Annotated in this window: 14 protein-coding genes; 12 read left to right on the forward strand and 2 right to left on the reverse strand. The window is 45.6% G+C overall.

The window, feature by feature from the left end; translation table 11 throughout:
- Window positions 1-7: 7 nt before the first annotated feature.
- From folD to FEF09_RS02605, 3 genes are all read left to right on the forward strand, one after another.
- Window positions 8-892 (forward strand): bifunctional methylenetetrahydrofolate dehydrogenase/methenyltetrahydrofolate cyclohydrolase FolD, encoded by an 885-nt coding sequence (gene folD / locus FEF09_RS02595; RefSeq protein ID WP_146303540.1) that lies wholly within the window; start codon window positions 8-10, stop codon window positions 890-892.
- A 130-nt stretch (window positions 893-1022) separates the two neighbouring features.
- The gene (locus tag FEF09_RS02600; protein ID WP_146303541.1) at window positions 1023-1652 is read left to right on the forward strand and encodes a 7-carboxy-7-deazaguanine synthase QueE; all 630 of its coding nucleotides are present in this window, start codon (window positions 1023-1025) and stop codon (window positions 1650-1652) included.
- A 129-nt stretch (window positions 1653-1781) separates the two neighbouring features.
- Window positions 1782-3626 carry an OmpA family protein gene (locus FEF09_RS02605; protein WP_186774169.1) on the forward strand — a complete coding sequence of 615 codons (1845 nt, stop codon included), beginning with the start codon at window positions 1782-1784 and terminating at the stop codon, window positions 3624-3626.
- Window positions 3627-3819: 193 nt separating this feature from the next.
- Here FEF09_RS02605 and FEF09_RS02610 read toward each other — a convergent pair whose 3' ends face one another.
- Window positions 3820-4638 carry a 5'-nucleotidase, lipoprotein e(P4) family gene (locus tag FEF09_RS02610; protein ID WP_146303543.1) on the reverse strand — a complete coding sequence of 273 codons (819 nt, stop codon included), beginning with the start codon at window positions 4636-4638 and terminating at the stop codon, window positions 3820-3822.
- A 55-nt stretch (window positions 4639-4693) separates the two neighbouring features.
- Between FEF09_RS02610 and dprA the strand changes: the two genes are divergently transcribed.
- From dprA to FEF09_RS30580, 9 genes are all read left to right on the forward strand, one after another.
- A complete protein-coding gene (dprA, locus tag FEF09_RS02615) occupies window positions 4694-5806 on the forward strand; it encodes a DNA-processing protein DprA (protein ID WP_261387300.1) in 1113 nt (370 codons plus the stop codon).
- 1681 nt (window positions 5807-7487) lie between these two features.
- Complete coding sequence (gene guaB / locus FEF09_RS02620) at window positions 7488-8960, forward strand: IMP dehydrogenase (RefSeq protein ID WP_146303545.1); 1473 nt, start codon at window positions 7488-7490, stop codon at window positions 8958-8960.
- Between the two features lie 282 nt (window positions 8961-9242).
- Complete coding sequence (gene lnt / locus FEF09_RS02625) at window positions 9243-10859, forward strand: apolipoprotein N-acyltransferase (protein WP_146303546.1); 1617 nt, start codon at window positions 9243-9245, stop codon at window positions 10857-10859.
- A gap of 43 nt (window positions 10860-10902) precedes the next feature.
- The gene (locus FEF09_RS02630; protein ID WP_186774170.1) at window positions 10903-11301 is read left to right on the forward strand and encodes an alpha/beta fold hydrolase; all 399 of its coding nucleotides are present in this window, start codon (window positions 10903-10905) and stop codon (window positions 11299-11301) included.
- On the forward strand, window positions 11294-11686 hold the full coding sequence (locus FEF09_RS02635; protein ID WP_186774171.1) for an alpha/beta fold hydrolase: 393 nt from the start codon (window positions 11294-11296) through the stop codon (window positions 11684-11686). Before FEF09_RS02630 ends, FEF09_RS02635 begins: the two co-directional genes overlap by 8 nt.
- 2 nt (window positions 11687-11688) lie before the next feature.
- Window positions 11689-14337: a PKD domain-containing protein gene (locus tag FEF09_RS02640; RefSeq protein WP_146303549.1), complete on the forward strand. Its 2649-nt coding sequence runs from the start codon at window positions 11689-11691 to the stop codon at window positions 14335-14337.
- Window positions 14338-14589: 252 nt separating this feature from the next.
- Window positions 14590-16422: a PKD domain-containing protein gene (locus FEF09_RS02645; protein ID WP_186774172.1), complete on the forward strand. Its 1833-nt coding sequence runs from the start codon at window positions 14590-14592 to the stop codon at window positions 16420-16422.
- Window positions 16423-16432: 10 nt separating this feature from the next.
- On the forward strand, window positions 16433-17188 hold the full coding sequence (locus FEF09_RS02650) for an SDR family NAD(P)-dependent oxidoreductase (RefSeq protein WP_146303551.1): 756 nt from the start codon (window positions 16433-16435) through the stop codon (window positions 17186-17188).
- 199 nt (window positions 17189-17387) lie between these two features.
- Window positions 17388-17528 (forward strand): hypothetical protein, encoded by a 141-nt coding sequence (locus tag FEF09_RS30580; protein ID WP_186774173.1) that lies wholly within the window; start codon window positions 17388-17390, stop codon window positions 17526-17528.
- Between the two features lie 54 nt (window positions 17529-17582).
- Here FEF09_RS30580 and FEF09_RS02655 read toward each other — a convergent pair whose 3' ends face one another.
- Window positions 17583-18794: a sialidase family protein gene (locus FEF09_RS02655; RefSeq protein ID WP_146303552.1), complete on the reverse strand. Its 1212-nt coding sequence runs from the start codon at window positions 18792-18794 to the stop codon at window positions 17583-17585.
- Window positions 18795-18796: the final 2 nt, after the last annotated feature.

Here is an 18796-nt window from a genome sequence, read left to right on the forward strand (position 1 = left end):
TTTGCGCATGCAAATTTTAGACGGTAAACTTGTTTCAGCGGCTGTTAAAGCCCAATTGGCAGATAAGGTAACTGAATTGAAAGCGTTGGACAAAAAAGTCCCTCACCTGGCAGCCATCCTGGTAGGTAATAATCCCGCCAGCGAAACTTATGTGGCATCAAAGGTTAAATCCTGCGCCGAAATTGGTTTCCACTCCACCCTTTTACGTTTCGACGAGAAAATCTCTGAAAAACACTTACTGGACAATATCACATTGCTCAATGAAAATGCAGATATTGACGGTATCCTCGTACAACTTCCTCTTCCAAAACATATCAACGAAGAACTGGTGATCAACGCCATTGATCCCAGCAAGGACGTAGATGGTTTTCACCCAACGAATGTAGGTAAGATGGTAATCGGATTACCTACCTATATTCCTGCGACTCCTTATGGCATCATGCTGATGCTCGAACACTATAACATTCCTACGAAGGGAAAACATGCAGTAGTGATCGGCCGCAGCAACATCGTGGGTACACCAATGAGTGTCCTGCTGAGCCGTAACGCAAATCCGGGTAACTGTACTGTGACGCTTACACACTCACAGACAGCTAATCTGAAAGAGCTTTGTTTACAGGCAGATATCATTGTTGCAGCTATCGGTCGCCCGAACTTTGTAACAGCTGATATGGTAAAAGAAGGTGCAGTTGTAATCGATGTAGGTATTAACCGTATCGAAGATGCGAGCAAAAAGTCTGGTTTCAGACTGGTAGGCGATGTAGACTTCAATGCAGTAGCACCCAAAACCAGCTTCATCACACCAGTTCCGGGAGGAGTAGGTCTGATGACCATTGCAGCCCTGTTGAAAAACACATACAACGCTGCAAGCCAGAAAGTAAATATGAATTAAACAATATCCTGTAAAACGCTTAACGCCTTTTGCAATGCCAGTATAGGTTCACTTTCTGTCAAACAGCAGAGAGCGAATGCTGCCGCCGGCAAAGCGCGTTAAGCGTTCTGCATTTTCGTAACTTTGCAATATGTCAACTATCACAGCCGATACCGCCACATCTCTTCAGCTTCCTGTCATGGAACGTTTCTATACCCTTCAGGGGGAAGGTAACTACCAGGGGCAGGCCGCTTATTTCATCCGTCTTGGCGGATGCGATGTAGGCTGTCACTGGTGTGACGTAAAAGAAAGCTGGGACGCTTCCCGTCACCCGCTTATTGCTATCAGCGAACTGGTGCGCGATGCGGCCGTACATCCGGGGCGTATTGCAGTGATCACCGGTGGTGAACCACTGATGCATAATCTTGATGCACTGACAGCTGCTCTGCATGGAGCAGGTTTCCGCACGCATATGGAGACTTCCGGTTCTTCTCCGCTCAGCGGTCATTGGGACTGGATTACCCTGTCACCCAAGAAGTTCAAGGCCCCATTGCCTGAAGTGTGCGAGGTGGCTCACGAACTGAAAGTAGTCATCTTCAACAAAAGCGATTTTGCCTGGGCAGAAAAGTATGCTGCACTGGCTGGTCCGCATTGCAAACTATACCTCCAACCTGAATGGGAGAAGTCCGCGCAGGTCACTCCCCTCATCATCGACTATATCAAGGAAAATCCAAAGTGGCAGCTCTCTTTGCAGACGCACAAATACATCAATGTTCCTTAAGATTCCCATCCATACATCATTTTAACACATTACATTTGTGCTTTTTTTCATATATTGGCGCTCAAGCCAATCTAAGTTATGATGAGAGTCCTCTTATTGATATGCAGTTGTTTGGTGTTATGCCTGGAAATGAATGCCCAGGTTATCACCTATGATAATGCGAAGAAAAAAGCACAGAAAAGTTTTGATGATGCTCAGATGGCCGTAAGGGAATATCGGATGTTAGACGCGGTTGATCTGCTGAAAGACGCTGTAAGACAGGAGCCCGGTTTTACAGATGCCTATGGACAAATGGTGATCACTTACGTTGAGCTGAAAAAGTATAAGGAAGCAATCACAAATTTCGAAACACTTAAAAGTCTGGACAGTGCCTCTATCCGGCCTGCACTACTCGCTTATTCCAAAGCACTGGCAGGAGAAGGACGTTTTGCGGAAGCACTCACTGCGGTTACACTCTACAGTCAGACCGGTAAAACAAGAAGTGAAAAAGCGGAAGCGCTTATCAGAACCTATACTTTCGCTGCCAAAGCGGCTGCGAAACCCGTTCCTTTCAAACCACGGAATCTGGGTGACAGCATCAACAGTAAAGATCCGGAATATTTCCCATCACTCACCATAGATGGTCGCATGCTCGTCTTTACACGCCGTGTAAATAGCAAAAACGAAGATTTTTATGTTTCCGAAAAAGATGATAGCCTTGGCTGGATGCCGGCTTACAGTATCGGTGCACCTGTAAACTCTTCGAATAATGAAGGCGCTCAGAATGTATCCCTCGATGGTAATATGCTGGTATACACCGGATGCGACTTCCCCGGCGGCAGAGGAAGCTGTGATATCTACTTTACGATCCGTACAGAAGAAGGCTTATGGGTGGAGCCTATGAATATGGGATCCCCGATTAATACCCGTGCATGGGAATCACAACCAAGCCTGTCGGCAGATAAACAAACCCTCTACTTTGCCCGTGAAACACAGGACGCCGGTTCTGATATCTTCATGAGCAAAATGCAACCTAATGGGAAATGGGGCTATCCGGAAAGACTTGATTCCAATATCAATACATACGGACGTGAAGCAACGCCTTTCATACATCCAGACAATCAGACCCTGTACTTTTCTTCCAACGGACATCAGGGCTTTGGTGATATGGATATCTTCGTATCCCGCCGTCAGGCTGATGGTAGCTGGGGACCAGCGGTTAACTTAGGTTATCCTATCAATACAGCTGATGAAGACGCCAGTCTGATCGTAGCTGCGGATGGTAAAACCGCTTATTTTGCTTCTGACAGATCTGACAGCCGTGGTCAACTGGACCTTTACAGTTTCGAACTGTATCCGGAAGTAAGACCGCTGAAAACATTGTACGTAAGTGGATTTGTTTATGATGCCAAGAGTAAGAAACGACTGATAGCCAATATCGAAACTTATGACCTCGCAACAGGACAGGTAGCTGCGACTATACGTACTGACAAGGTAGGTAACTTCATGGCACCATTGCCCACCGGGAAAGACTATGCATTTAGTGTAAACCGCAAGGGTTATCTGTTCTATTCAGATAATTTCTCGCTGAAAAATGTTTCTCCGGATTCATCCTTCTACAGAGAAATCGCTTTACAGCCATTGGATACAAGTGCTGTACTCGTACTGCATAACATATTCTTTGACACCAGACAGTTCTCTCTCAAACCGGGTTCTGAGCTGGAGCTGAACAGACTCGTTGCATTATTGAGAGAAAATCCGACTGTTACTATTGAGATCAGTGGTCACACTGATAATATCGGTAATACCAAAGACAACATATTACTGTCTGAACGTCGTGCACAGGCTGTTGTGAAATATCTGGTGGATAAAGGTATTGCTGTTGAAAGATTACAAGCCAAAGGTTATGGAGAAACCAAACCTGTTGCAGATAATATGACGGCTGCAGGAAGAGCGGAAAACAGGAGAACGGAGTTGAAAATTCTTAGTCTTTAGGAATGGCTGATTAAGTTAGTATCGAACAATTTCTTTTGCTGAAAATATTGACTGATTAATTTTAAGATTTTAACATAAAAAAGGACGGCGCTTCAAATCACTGATGCGCCGTCCTTTTTTATGCTATACAGTTATTGCATACTAAGATCATTTCAAATTGATCTTTATTGTATTTTAATTTCTGTGTGTTTTCTCAATAATCTCTCAGTTGTTTCTTCAACAATGAATCCATTTCTCCAGCGCTACGCCTGTAATTATACTCAAACATAGCCGGTAACCAATCGCCGTACATCGGATTAGGCAATACAATAAACCTGTTACCAAAATCAGCAGCTGATTGTTGTGTTAATGCAGTACGTTTATCCACAGTTTGTTTATCAAATATCTCTGCGAAGTCGCCTAAATTATCTCCCATCAGCAATACGATCTTGTGCGTTTGAGCCACTTGCGCACGCCGGCTTTCTTTTCCTGATCCTGTAGTTTTCAACAGCAGGTGTTCATTATCTGCATCCGGAAAATGCCAACGTTGCAGATTCTGTAAAGTAACATTCCGCTCTGTTTCTGCGCGGTTACTGATATAGAAGACGTGTACACCTTTAGTAGCAGCGTATTGTAAAAAAGACAATGCACCGGGTACGGTATCAGCCATTGCTTTTGCAGTCCACTCTGCCCATGTTTTTTCCGAATAGCCTTGTCCTTTCAATGATGTATGTACGGTATACGGACTATTATCCAACACGGTTTCATCAATATCCGTGACTATGGCCAATGGCTGTGAGCCCGGCTGTGAAAGCGTTTCATCCAGTCGTACTCTGGCAATATTATATGCCTGAAAACACAGTGCTTTATATTCAGATGATCTTTGCTGCCACAAGGCAGCCCATGCAGGTCCGTAAGGTTGTAATACGGTAACAGGTGCAGCTGGTGTGGTCGAAACAGTTGACTGTGTTGTTTTGCAGGCGATCATGCCGGCAAAGAATACACATGTGAGTAAAATATTTTTATGTTGCATGGGAGTAATGAGAAGATGTTTTAACTTAGATATGTTAACCGCAAAAATAAGCAATATGCAGGAGGAATTACGCCACCAGATTGCACTTACACAAATTCCACAAATAGGAGATATTGTCGCAAAAAAGTTATTGGCACACTTCGGTTCTGCCAGCGACGTATTAAATGCTTCAAGAAAAGAGCTCGGCAATATTCCTGACATCGGCACTGTCAGAGCGGATGCCATCTTTCAATTTCGTGATTACAGAAGAGCAGACAAAGAGATTGATTTTCTGGAAAAACACAATGTACAGGCAATCTTCTACACAAGTACTGATTATCCGCAGAGGCTACATCATTGTGCTGACAGTCCTGTGATGCTTTATTACAAAGGCAACACTAATCTGAATGCAGCCAGAATCATAAGTATTATCGGCACCCGTGCACCGGGAGAGTATGGTAAAGCGATGTGTGCAGAACTGGTAGAAGCACTTACTGCACACAATGTCGTGATTGTAAGCGGCATGGCTTACGGTATCGATATTATTGCACACAAACGCGCTGTGCAACATCATATTCCCACGATAGGTGTATTGGCTCATGGTCTGGACCGTATCTATCCGCAGCAGCATAAAAGTACAGCGATAGAGATGATCAATAATGGCGGTCTGCTCACTGAATTTCTGAGTTATACACAACCAGACAAACAGCATTTCCCCATGCGTAACCGTATTGTAGCTGGTATTGCAGACGCAACGATCGTTATTGAAAGCGGTACGCAGGGAGGCTCAATGATCACTGCAGATATTGCGAACAGCTACAACAGAGATGTATTTGCCGTTCCCGGCCGTGTTAATGATCCACATGCTGCAGGTTGTAATGAACTGATCAGAACCAATAAGGCCATGTTGATCACGGGTGCTGCTGATTTTCTTCAGGCCATGGGATGGCAGACTGACGGCAATAAAGCTGCTACAAAGTTCAATCCGCAGAAAGAATTATTTATTACACTTGATGATGCAGAGCGACATATTGTAACGCTCTTCAGCGGAGATGCTGAAAAACACATCGATGAACTGCGCAGAGAGAGTCATCTTCCCGGCAGTCAGGTAAACGCACTGGTACTAAAACTGGAAATGCTGCATGTATTAAAAAGTTTACCCGGACAGAAATACCAGCTGGTCAATTAATATCAGTTATCAATTGACAGCAATATTCATTTGCTATCAATCATCTTTGTTTGCAGACACCCTAACACTTCCCCTTGTATTCACTTTGATTTGATTATCCGAAGAAACGAAACCCGTATCTCCGGAACGGTAAACCTTTGTCCTCTCCATCCGCCCCGATATCGTTCGATCCAATCCAAACCAAACGAAACAAAAACAAACCACTCCTTTCCTCTCACCTACAAATCTCACCACCCCAAAAACCAATAGAAACACAGAAATACAGCGAAGGTTTTCAGATGGTAAAGCGGACCTTAGCTCGTCCCCTGCATACAGCTAATGCCCGCCAATGCTCTAATATCGAGCCCTTCACCCAAAGCCCAATCATACGCTTAACGGGCGTCAGTCCGCGGTACTATCTGAAACCGCAGCGTATCCCCCTGCACATAATTCTCACCACCCCAAAAACCAATAGAAACGCAGGAATAAAGCGAAGGTTTTCAGATAGTAAAGCGGACCTTAGCCCGTCCCCTGCATACAGCTAATGCCCACCAATGCCCCAATCCTGAGCCCTTCAAACAAAGCCCAATCATATCCTTACGGGCATCAGTCCGCGGTACTATCTGAAACCGCAGCGTACCCCCCTGCACATAATTCTCACAACCCCAAAAACCAATAGAAACACAGAAATACAGCGAAGGTTTTCAGATGGTAAAGCGGACCTTAGCCCGTCTCCTGCATACAGCTAATGTCCACCAATGACCCAATCCTGAGCCCTTCACCCAAAGCACAATCATATCCTTAACGGGCGTCAGTCCGTGGCACGATCTGAAACCGCAGCGTACCCCCCTGCACATAATTCTCACAACCCCAAAAACCAATAGAAACACAGAAATACAGCGAAGGTTTTCAGATAGTAAAGCGGACCTTAGCCCGTCCCCTGCATACAGCTAATGCCCACCAATGCCCCAATAGCAAGCCCTTCACCCAAAGCACAATCATACCCTTAACGGGCGTCAGTCTGCGGTACTATCTGAAACCGCAGCGTATCCCCCTGCACATAATTCTCACCACCCTAAAACATAATAGAAACACAGGAATAAAGCGAAGGTTTTCAGATGGTAAAGCGGACCTTAGCCCGTCCCCTGCATACAGCCAATGCCCACCAATGTCCCAATCCTGAGCCCTTCAAACGAAGCACAATCATACCCTTAACGGGCGTCAGTCCGCGGTACTATCTGAAACCGCAACGTATCCCCCTGCACATCATTCTCACCACCCCAAAGACATAGAAACAAAGCGAAGAATTTGCAGACAAACACCACATCAAACCCTACCTATATCATTGTTTTTCAACAACATAACCACCCTAAACATCCCCCTGCATCAGCACCTTACCACACCGCCATTACCCCACTACCCCTTCGTCCATGAACGAAGAAACAACGGTGTAATCGCGGCCTGATAAGGATTTAAAAGAAGAAATCAACCATTTCAACAAAGAAAACACTGCCATTCCACCTGTTGGCAACAGATTAGCGGTTAACTAACAATTAACAATACCAGTTCACACTAATATCCGCGGCATTTCCATTCCCGGAGAACATCGTTAAGCACATTCCTTCGCAGCAACATTTTTCTATTTCCTTAAATAGCCGTACATTTGCGTGCAATTATTTAATAACTGACAAATAGTTGCAACATGCCTGCCGGAAAATCAAAACCGAAATTTGTAGAGGACGGACTTACCTTTGATGACGTACTCCTGGTTCCAGCCTACTCTGAGGTACTTCCCAGAGACGTAAACATCTCAACGCAACTTACCAAAAACATACGCCTTAACATACCAATGGTCTCTGCGGCCATGGATACTGTTACTGAAGCTAACCTGGCCATATCACTGGCTCGTCAGGGAGGCATTGGTATTCTGCATAAAAATATGAGCATTGAGAAACAGGCAGAACTGGTGAGAAAAGTAAAGCGCAGTGAAAACGGCCTTATTCTCGATCCGGTTACCCTGCACGCCAATGCGACAATCGGGGAAGCACTCCGCCTGATGAAAGAAAACAGCATCGGTGGTATTCCTATTGTGGATGAGAACAGCAAACTGGTTGGTATCCTCACCAATCGCGACCTGCGTTTCGAGAGAAATCACAAACGTCTGGTAAGCGAAGTAATGACTTCTGAAAACCTGATCACTGCGCCTGAAGGTACCGACCTGAAGAAAGCAGAAAAGATCCTTCAGCAGAATAAAATCGAAAAACTGCCTGTAGTTGGCAAAAACGGCAAACTGGTAGGACTCATCACTTACAGAGACATTCTGCAGGTATCCAACTACCCTAATGCAGTAAAAGACGCTTATGGCCGTCTGCTGGTAGGTGCAGCACTGGGTATCACACCGGATGTTCTTGACAGGGCACAGGCACTGATCAATGTAGGTGTGGATGTGGTTTGTCTGGATAGCTCACATGGTCATTCCATCGCGGTTATCAACAGCCTTAAGAAACTGAAAAAAGCATTCCCTAAACTGGAAGTGATCGCTGGTAACGTAGCTACAGGCGAAGGTGCAGCAGCATTGGCTGCAGCAGGCGCTGATGCGGTTAAAGTAGGTGTTGGCCCCGGTTCTATCTGTACTACCCGTGTGGTAACAGGTGCTGGTTTCCCTCAGCTGTCTGCCGTATTACTAGCTGCTGAAGCACTGAAGAAAACAGGTGTTCCTGTGATCGCTGATGGTGGTATCCGTTATACAGGTGATATGGTGAAAGCCCTCGCTGCAGGTGCTTCCTCTATCATGGCTGGTTCTATCTTCGCTGGTGTGGAAGAAAGCCCTGGAGAAACAATCATCTACGAAGGACGTAAATTTAAGTCTTACCGTGGTATGGGCTCTCTGGAAGCAATGGTAGAAGGTAGTAAAGATCGTTACTTTCAGGAAGAAGATGATATCAAGAAACTGGTACCGGAAGGTATCGTAGGCCGCGTTCCTTATAAAGGACTGCTGTCTGAAGTGATTCAGCAGTTTGTTGGTGGTCTGCGTGCTGGTATGGGTCTTACTGGTTCTAAAGATATTAAGACGCTGCAGGCAGCACAGTTCATCAAGATCTCTCCTGCTACGGTTAAAGAAAACCACCCGCACGACGTGGTAATCACCAAAGAAGCACCGAACTACAGCAAATAATATTTCGCTGACAACTGATGGTGAAACGGACAATAATAATGTGCTGAAGTGATTGATGTGTGATAATATACAGTTGACAGATAATTGACGATTGACCATCGCAGTTCACAATAATGATAAAGCCTCCTGACTTGAGCAGGAGGCTTTATTATTATTTAATAATTTATTTGCGGGAGTACTTTTATATTCGCTTTTTCCCTGCCTGTCCACAGGCGATCAGACAATAATCACTACGAACATCCATGTATCAGCATAGATGTCCGCACACAAAACAACACGACTATGAAACGCTGGTTACCCATACTATTAAGCCTTGCCGGAGCTTTGCTGTTATGGGCCGCATGGCCAACCGCGCCCTTTACCTTCCTGATATTCATTGCTTTTATTCCGTTGCTGCGGTTGGCTGATCTTGTGCCACACGGCGGCCGGTTTTATGGATGTATTTTCCTGACATTATTCTTCTGGAACCTCGCTACTACATGGTGGGTAGGTAATACCACCGTACCAGCCAGCGGACTTGCAGCAAACCTGATCAACACGCTGGTGATGAGCGTCCCGCTTATGGGATATCACCGGTCAAGAACAAGATTAGGCAGAACTGCCGGATATTTTGCGCTCATAGTATATTGGTTGACGTTTGAATATGTACACCTGAACTGGGAATTCAGCTGGCCATGGCTCAGTCTCGGAAACGTCTTCGCCATGCATCCTTCCTGGGTACAATGGTATGAATACACAGGTGTCAGTGGTGGTACCTTATGGGTACTGTTATCCAATATCATGATCTATGAAACCTGGCGGCAACGTAAAGAATATCCGGTACCTTTTTCAACATTCCTGTGGAAAACAATCTGGAAACCTGCTGCGTTGATTATTATTCCATTGCTGCTCAGTTCTCTGATTCAATATAGTTTTAAAGCACCATCCGGTCCGGTAGCGAAAGTGGTGATCGTACAACCGAATATTGATCCTTATGACAAATTCGCAGAAGAGAACGAACAACAACAACTGGATAAACTGCTGTCACTTTCAGCAAAGGAAACTGACAGCACCACCAAATACATTGTCTGGCCGGAAACGGCTTTATTCACACATGGGGTGTGGGAACATAAACTGAGTTATGAAAATGAAACGGAGCGGATCAGACAGTTCCTGCGCAATTATCCGCAGGCCACGCTGATCAGTGGGGCTACCACCCTGAAACGCTATGATGTGGCAGACGAAGCACCAGCTCTTTCCCGTAGTTCGGAAGACGGTAACATACGTTATGATGTGTTCAACAGTGCTATACAACTGGATACATCTTATGCTGTACAGATATATCATAAGGCGAAGCTGGTACCGGGTGTGGAACTGATTCCCTATGCACGCTATATGTCTTTTATGAAGTCATTGGCACTGGATATGGGCGGTATCAGCGGTGGATATGGTCTTGTGCCGGGTGTTGAATTACTGGAAGATGTACACACTCATATTAAAGTATTACCTACTATCTGCTATGAATCAGTGTATGGAGAATATGTAGCTGAACATGTGAGACGGGGCGCCAATCTGTTGTTTATTATCACGAATGACGGATGGTGGGGCGATACAGAAGGTCATCGTCAGCACGCACAATATGCCCGCCTGCGCGCTATTGAAACCCGTCGCTGGGTGGCCCGCAGCGCAAATACCGGGATCTCCTGTGTAGTAGATCCTATGGGAAAACTGCAGCAACCACTCCCCTACTGGAAAGAAGGAGTTATATCCGCAACTGTAACACCGGACGATACTTTTACGTTCTATGTAAGATTCGGGGATCTGATTTCCAAAGCAGCCATTGTCTTTTGTCTTATGGTCATCTTATACAGCTACTATCTGAAGTTCACCAGAAAACTGAAGATCACGAATGGTAATTGAGCACATCCTATTTCGTCGTTTGTAACTAAAAAAATTAATTCTCGTGTCAAATAAACCTTCGACCCAAAATAACAATCTAAAGGACAAGCCGGCTGTGCTGTTAATCCATGGTTTTTCTGAGAATAACCAGATATGGCAACAACAACTGGATACCTTGAGCGAACAGTTTTATGTGATCGTACCCGATCTTCCGGGTACAGGCGATACGCCAGTTACCACTCCTCTGAGTATGGAAAGTATGGCCGATTATGTATACGGCCTTTTACAGTCAGAAGGTATACCCAGGGCAACAGTGATCGGACATTCTATGGGAGGTTATGTCGCCCTTGCACTTGCAGAGAAGTATCCTGCACTGGTACAGGGACTGGGATTATTCCATTCCACTGCAGCTGCGGATACAGAAGAAAAAAAAAGCCCGCCGGAAATCAATAAATATGATTGAGAAGTATGGCAATGAAGCTTTTGTAAAACAGACAATGCCTAATATGTTCAGTCCTGTATATAAAAAGCAGCATCCTGAACAAATTGAGTCGTATATTCAGATGTGTTTGAAGTGCCCGCAGTCGTCGCAGATCGCTTATTATGAAGCGATGATACAACGCCCCGACCGCACAGCAGTCTTATCATCTGTCACCGTGCCCGTGTTGTTTGTAATCGGAAAAGATGATACAGCAGTACCCATGCAGCATGTGCTACCGCAGGTATCCATACCACGCATCAGCAGTATTTACATCTTTGAAGAAACGGGACATATGGGCATGTGGGAAATGCCCGAAGCCAGTAAACAACTGTTAGAACAGTTTATTCTTTTTTGCCAACACTATTGAACGTGAAAAGGACCCTTAGACTATTGCTATTTATTCTCCTGATTGGAAACGTTACGAAAGCCTCCCATATTATCGGAGGTGAGATGTTTTATAAGTATATCTCCCGCAGTGGTGACAATGTTACCTATCAGGTGACGTTAAAGCTGTTCCGTATCTGCGGTAGCGGACAGAATATAGCAGAGTTGCCTGATAAGGTCTATTTTTCCATTTTCAATAAAGCAAGCAATACACCCTTTGACGCCCCTTTGGTGAGCAGAGCAACAAAGGAAACCAAAAGCCTCGGACAAGTAGATCCCTGTATTGTAAATCCGCCGGATATCTGCTTCCAGATCGGTACCTATATACACAACATCACCGTGCCGATCACCGGTAGCGGTTATGTCGTGTCATTCCAGAGTTGCTGCCGCGATAATTCTATGCAGAATATCGTGGATACACGCAATCCGAATAATGAACAGCAATTTCCCGGCAACGGTGCCACCTACTTCACAGAATTGCCGGGATCAACAGGTATCCTGGACAACTCCAGTCCCTACTTCGCTAAAGATGAAGCCGTACTGGTGTGTGCCAATAAGAAATTCTCCTATGATTTTTCTGCCATAGATCCCAACAGTGATAGTCTGGTATATACTTTCTGTGATGCATATGGTGGTGGTTATACTACCAACCAGACAGGTATTCCTAGTCCTTCAGATGCGCCACCTTATAATTTCATTCCATATAAAAGTCCATTCACAGGTTCCAGTCCGCTGGGCGTCGATGCGGTAATTGATCCAAAAACCGGTGTAATCTCCGGTATCGCTCCCAATGCCGGTAAATATGTGGTGACCGTCTGCGCTTACGAATATCGTAATGGCACATTGCTTGGCATCCACCGCAAAGATTTTCACATCAACGTAACCACCTGTGTACGGGAAGTCGTTGCCGCTATGCCGGAGAAATACAATGACTGCTCCGGTTATACGGTCACATTTATCAACAATAGTACGGAAGGTAAAACCTATGACTGGGATTTTGGAGACGGACAGAAAGTGACAACTACCAGTACCGCCGATCTGCCACATACGTACACCAAAGATGGTACTTATACGGTAAAACTCTGGGTGGATAAAAACAGTAATTGTGGTGACAGTGCAATCGCAACAGCTTATGTATATCCGATGTTGCGGCCTGATCCCCGCATCAGCGGTTTCTGTACCAATACAACAACCGTTTTTACCGATCGCTCAACAACATCCAGCACTACTGATGCCATCAATTATTATCGCTGGGATTTTGGTAATGAAGCTACCGAGGAAGACACATCCCTCCAGAAGAATGCAACTTATCAGTATCCTGGCCCAGGCAACTACGATGTGATTCTACAGATAAAGACATTACAGGGTTGTGAACGTTTTGATACTACCAACATCATTATATATGATAAGCCGCCATTAACATCCACACCAGATACCCTGCTCTGTATCCGCAACTCCTTACAGTTATTTGCGGAAAGCGTGGTAGATGGCAATGTCGTAAATGGTACCTACACCTGGACACCGGCCTATAATATTACCAATGCCAATACGGCAACACCCACTATATCGCCTAAAAGAGATACCACCTATACAGTAACATTTGCAGATGCGACAGGTTGTACCAATTCCAAACAGGTGGCGATAGATGTAAGAGATACGCTTATCATCAGGACCATTGCCGACAGTACCGTGTGTACCGGCGATGAAGTACATCTGCGTGCATTCCCTGACGGTAATTACCCGCTTACGTGGTACAATGCCGCCAACAATGCAGAAGTCGGAGAAGGGCTCATTCTCAACATCGTGCCTCTGGCTCCTACGGTTACTTACACCGTACGTGGCGAATTGGGTAGTTGTGGCGGTTTTGATAATGTAAAACTAGCTGTTGTAGATCCTCCGGCTGCTTATGCAGGAGAAGATACTACCATCTGTTATGGGGAACAGGTCATCCTGCGGGCATCAGGCGGTAGCAGCTACCAATGGACGCCCACCAATACACTGGGTAGCCCCAGAAATTCGACCACCACTGCAAGACCAACAGACACGACACAATATATTGTTACCGTTACGGATGTACTGGGTTGCCCTAAACCTATCTATGATACCGTACAGATCAATGTCGTGCCTCCGGTGCCTGCTTTTGCCGGTAATGATACCATTGCCATGCTGAACCAGCCATTCCAGCTGAATGCTTCTGGTGGTACCTCTTATATATGGACGCCGGTTGACGGACTGGATAACCCGAATGTCTATAATCCCACCACTACCATCAACCACGATTTTACTTATACCGTAACCGTCTACACGGCTGAAGGCTGCGTGGGCAGGGATAACATCAAAATACGCTTCATCGCAGGACCGGACATCTATGTTCCGACCGGCTTCTCACCTAACGGGGACGGCCAGAACGACATATTCCGACCGCTACCTGTGGGTATTGTACAAATGGACTTTTTCAGGGTGTATGACCGCTGGGGAAAACTGATGTATAGCACTGACAAGTATATGCAGGGATGGGATGGCTATTTTAATGGCACACCGGCCGCCGTTGGTACATACGTTTGGGTAGTTCAGGGTAAAAATGTCAATGATGAAACCGTGGTAAGAAAAGGTACAGTAACGCTTGTCAGATAGAAAAATCTACATCTAATTACATACTTTCAATTGTAAAGAACTATTCTACAGATAGTTCTAAAACCCGCGTGTACACTGGAAAAAATGATTGTTCGTACGGCAATTTTTTTGTAAATTCCTATACGAAAGTCATTTTACAGATTTGCACCCCTTTGAATGTACAGATTCCTTATTCTGGCTATTTGCTGCACCTTTGTCCACGTTAGAGCAGATGCTTACCATATAATTGGCGGTGAGATTTACTACACTTATGTGGGGACTGCTGGAGACGGAATATTCCGTTATGAAATTGTGCTCAAATTATACCGGGACGCTGATTTTACCTGCGGACCCATACAGGGTTGTCTCGACCACTTCGAAGACCCTGTCCCCATCAATATATACAATGCCGGCGGACAGCGCATCACCAACGCCATGCAATTGTATATCAAACAAACCAAAGCCCTCCGGGATACGCTCAAGAATCCCTGCCTCGCCCCCCGAACGCAAAACCTCGAAGTTGCCTTTTACAGAGATACAGTTGAATTACCGGCAAGTCCGGGTGGTTATTATGTCACTTATCAACGTTGCTGCCGTGGGGAAAAGCTGGTGAATATATATGACTCCGAACATGAAGGTTCTACTTTTTATACCGTCATACCCGGCACCGACAAGCGGGCTACCAATAGCAGCGCACGTTTTAATCACGATGGCGCCATTGTGATCTGTAATTCCCTGCCATTTACCTTTAATTACTCTGCCACCGATCCTGACGGCGACAGTCTGACCTACACACTTTGCAGTGCGCTTACAGGTGGTGCCACCCGCAGCGAAGCAATGTCTACCACACCGCCACCATATACCAACACCGTCAATTACGTTGCACCTTATTCCGGCGCTAATCCCATGGGGGGAGCGCCACAGATATCTATTGACAACAATGGTATACTACGTGGTACTCCCAACCGGGAAGGTAAATTCGTGATCTCTGTCTGCGTCAATGAATATGACCGGCGGACCAAAATACTGCTGGGCACTCATCATAAAGATCTGCTGCTGACTGTCTTTAACTGTAAGACCAATATCAAGGCAGGTTTTCCTTCCGTGCTGATGAACTGTGTTGAAAATCCGGATCTTGCTGTCACTATTCCCAACTACAGTAATGCCGGATTTACCTCTGCTTACTACTGGGAGTTCGGAGACGGTACCGATACCGTTACTTTCGATAAGACCGTCTTCTCTCATCAATACCCTGATACCGGCATTTATAAGGTTAAACTGGTCGTAAATCGTGGTTTGTCCTGTACTGACAGCGTAACTGGCTTCGTGCATAATTATCCCGGTTTAAAAGCCGATTTCACCATGGAAGGCCTGTGCCGGGGAGAACCGATCCGCTTCAATGATGTATCTACCTACAGATATGGAAAGATAACCAGCCGCCGCTGGGACATTGGTGTGACTGATGCACCACAGTTTTCGAGTGCTGTCAGCTCACAATTGAACTATGTCTACAAGGATGGAGGGGCGTATACCGTCACACTTCGTATCCTGACCGACCGGTCATGCAGTGCCGAACTCGCCAAAGAAATCACGGTGTATGAAGTCAATCCTTTTGCGGGCAATGATACCATTCTTGCCAAAGGACAAAAATTGCAACTCAATGCCAGCGGTGGGGAGTTCTATGCGTGGTCACCTCCACTGGGACTCAGTAATATAGCTATCCCTGATCCGGTAGTCAGCGGAGACGTGGATATGACCTATCTGTTAAAAGTGTCCAACTCACAGGGCTGCGTCGGCTACGACTCTGTCAGTGTAAAATACTACGCCGGACCTGAAATATATATCCCCACCGCTTTTAGTCCTAATGGCGACGGGCAGAACGACCGCTTCCGCTTTATTCCGGTCGGTATTACTGAATACGAATACTTCCGCATTTTCAACCGCTGGGGACAAGAGATCTATTCCTCTACCGACTTCCGTCAGGGATGGGATGGTACTATCAAAGGAGCACCTGCGCCTGTAGACACCTATATCTGGATACTTGCCGGAAAAGATTTAACCGGTAAAAGTATTTTAAAGAAAGGCACAGTAACTTTGGTGAAATAAAATCGGGTTTATGGCAATAGTTCTAGTGACCGGAGCTACCTCAGGCTTTGGTGAAGCATGCGCAAAGAAGTTCGCAGCGAACGGTTATGATGTGATTATCACCGGAAGAAGACAGGAAAGATTAACAGCTTTACAACAGCAATTGCAGCAGGAACATAAGATTGCCGTATTGCCACTTTGTTTTGATGTAAGAGAACAACAGGCTGTCAGTGATATACTGGGCAATATTCCGGAACAATGGAAAGCCATAGATATCCTGATCAATAATGCCGGACTCGCACTCGGATTCAGCTCAATTGAAGATGGCGATCTCTCCGACTGGGATACTATGATCGACACCAACGTAAAAGGATTGTTGTATGTATCCAGAGTTGTAATGCCATGGATGAAACAAAGACGTGCGGGACATATTATCAACCTCGGCTCTACTGCCGCTAAACAGGTCTATGCAAAAGGACATGTATACTGTGCGACCAAAGCCGCGGTAGATTCCATTTCACAGGGTATGCGGATTGACCTGCTTCCATATCGTGTCAAGGTGACAGCCGTACATCCCGGTGCCGCCGAAACAGAGTTTTCTGAAGTACGTTTCAAAGGAGATAAAGACAAGGCAGATAACGTCTATAAAGGCTTTCAGCCATTGACAGGACAGGATGTAGCTGATACGATCTACTACTGTGCTACCCTGCCGGCACATGTATGTATCAATGATCTGGTCATCACCTGCCTGCAACAGGCCAATGCTTATTACTTCGATAAAGAGTAAAAAAACATAATATAACACGTAGATGTTATTTCATATACAACACATTGTTTTTAAATTTGAAACAATTAACGTATATGAGGACTTTTGTGATGTGCTGTATGTAGGGTGCGGAATACCTCCGGACGGAGGTGATACTAACTATGACCGTTTTTTAATGCTTTTTTAATGCCGACTATCTATCCTAAAAAACCATATCCCTATGCTTACATTTGCAACACTGTATTTGTTGCGCCTCTACTATCCGAGATGGAAAGCAGAATGGCGCTTTTACTCCGACAGATCTAAAAGAAATAATTACGGTCGCTGGGCTACACGCCAGGACTGGAGTTGGGGCTTTTAGTGCTGAGAAATGAATCTAACTTATCCCGCCGGTGCATGCCGGCGGGATTTTTATTTACTCTCTTATCAGCATACAACGTACCTGTTGCAGATCGCCCGCACGCTGTGTATAAGCCATCAAAGCAGTGCCTTTATCCACACTCCTGATCACCGGAAATGTGGAATATGCCGAATCGGAGGTCAGCAATCCTGTATGTAATACCTTCCCCTCGCTATCTCTCCACTGAAAACCTACACGACTGTTGAACGTATTATTGGGCAGCTTCACCGGTTCGTCCCAGACGATCAGCACCTTGTCATCCGGCAATGCCGTGATCTGCGGATGTTTGGCTATCGGGGCCGAACTTACTTTCTGCTTTTGTGAATAGGTCTGACCGTTATCGGCAGACTGGCAATAATACACGCCTTCTCCACCACCCATTGTGAACCACGCAAAATGCATTCCTTCCTTATTCTTCACCATGGCAGGGCCGGTATGTGGACAACCTCTTACCACCCAGTTATCTGCACTGATACGATTCATATCGGAAAAGGTATTACCGCCATCCACTGATACCATGTGCACCATATCTCTGATAGAATCATTGATGATATCTCTGAAGGCAATGTGAATACCGCCTTTATCATCGGTATACAGATCAGTTCTGCAGCATTGGCAAACCGTTTCTGCCAATGCTTTCTCTTTCCGGAAACCTGCATGTCCGTCAGTTACAGCGAAGTAAAGCGAAGAGCCTTCTGCATCCACCGCCTTTCTATTATCCAGCCAGATTGCAGCAGCTTCCCCTCCGGGTAATAAAGCCACATCAAAATACCGCTGATCATAACTACCGGTATCTGTTACCAATGGCGCTGCCGGCAGCCATGTCTTACCTCCGTTCAAAGAACGCGTATAAAACACCCTTCCTGCGTATTTATTACGTGCATCGTCTTGTTCCACGCCATAAATAGCGATCACCTCTCCATCAGGCTTAAAAACCATTTTAGGCATATTCTCTGCATGAGGCAATATCCCATTCGCAGTAGCAACTCTCACAGGCGATGAAAAACTATTCCCCTTGTCCGTAGATATTGCATAATACAAAGTGCCTGTATCCGCTCCTTTTGCTGTCTCAACCCAACTGATTACAGTGCGTCCGTCAGTAGTCGTTGTTACAAACGGACAGGAAGCATCCTGTGTAGCATGCGAAAGCAATTGCTCTTTGCTGTTTTCACTGTTACAGGCAACTGCACATATTGCTATAAAGGCTATCCATCTTGTGATGCTCATCG

Source organism: Chitinophaga pinensis (genome assembly GCF_007896845.1).
Classification (GTDB): Bacteria; Bacteroidota; Bacteroidia; order Chitinophagales; family Chitinophagaceae; genus Chitinophaga; species Chitinophaga pinensis_C.

Coding starts and splice junctions, on each gene's coding strand:
- folD (WP_146303540.1), top strand. CDS start 8: ATGCAAATTTTAGACGGTAAACTTGTTTCAGCGGCTGTTAAAGCCCAA.
- FEF09_RS02600 (WP_146303541.1), top strand. CDS start 1,023: ATGTCAACTATCACAGCCGATACCGCCACATCTCTTCAGCTTCCTGTC.
- FEF09_RS02605 (WP_186774169.1), top strand. CDS start 1,782: ATGAATGCCCAGGTTATCACCTATGATAATGCGAAGAAAAAAGCACAG.
- FEF09_RS02610 (WP_146303543.1), bottom strand. CDS start 4,638: ATGCAACATAAAAATATTTTACTCACATGTGTATTCTTTGCCGGCATG.
- dprA (WP_261387300.1), top strand. CDS start 4,694: ATGCAGGAGGAATTACGCCACCAGATTGCACTTACACAAATTCCACAA.
- guaB (WP_146303545.1), top strand. CDS start 7,488: ATGCCTGCCGGAAAATCAAAACCGAAATTTGTAGAGGACGGACTTACC.
- lnt (WP_146303546.1), top strand. CDS start 9,243: ATGAAACGCTGGTTACCCATACTATTAAGCCTTGCCGGAGCTTTGCTG.
- FEF09_RS02635 (WP_186774171.1), top strand. CDS start 11,294: ATGATTGAGAAGTATGGCAATGAAGCTTTTGTAAAACAGACAATGCCT.
- FEF09_RS02650 (WP_146303551.1), top strand. CDS start 16,433: ATGGCAATAGTTCTAGTGACCGGAGCTACCTCAGGCTTTGGTGAAGCA.
- FEF09_RS30580 (WP_186774173.1), top strand. CDS start 17,388: ATGCTTACATTTGCAACACTGTATTTGTTGCGCCTCTACTATCCGAGA.
- FEF09_RS02655 (WP_146303552.1), bottom strand. CDS start 18,794: ATGAGCATCACAAGATGGATAGCCTTTATAGCAATATGTGCAGTTGCC.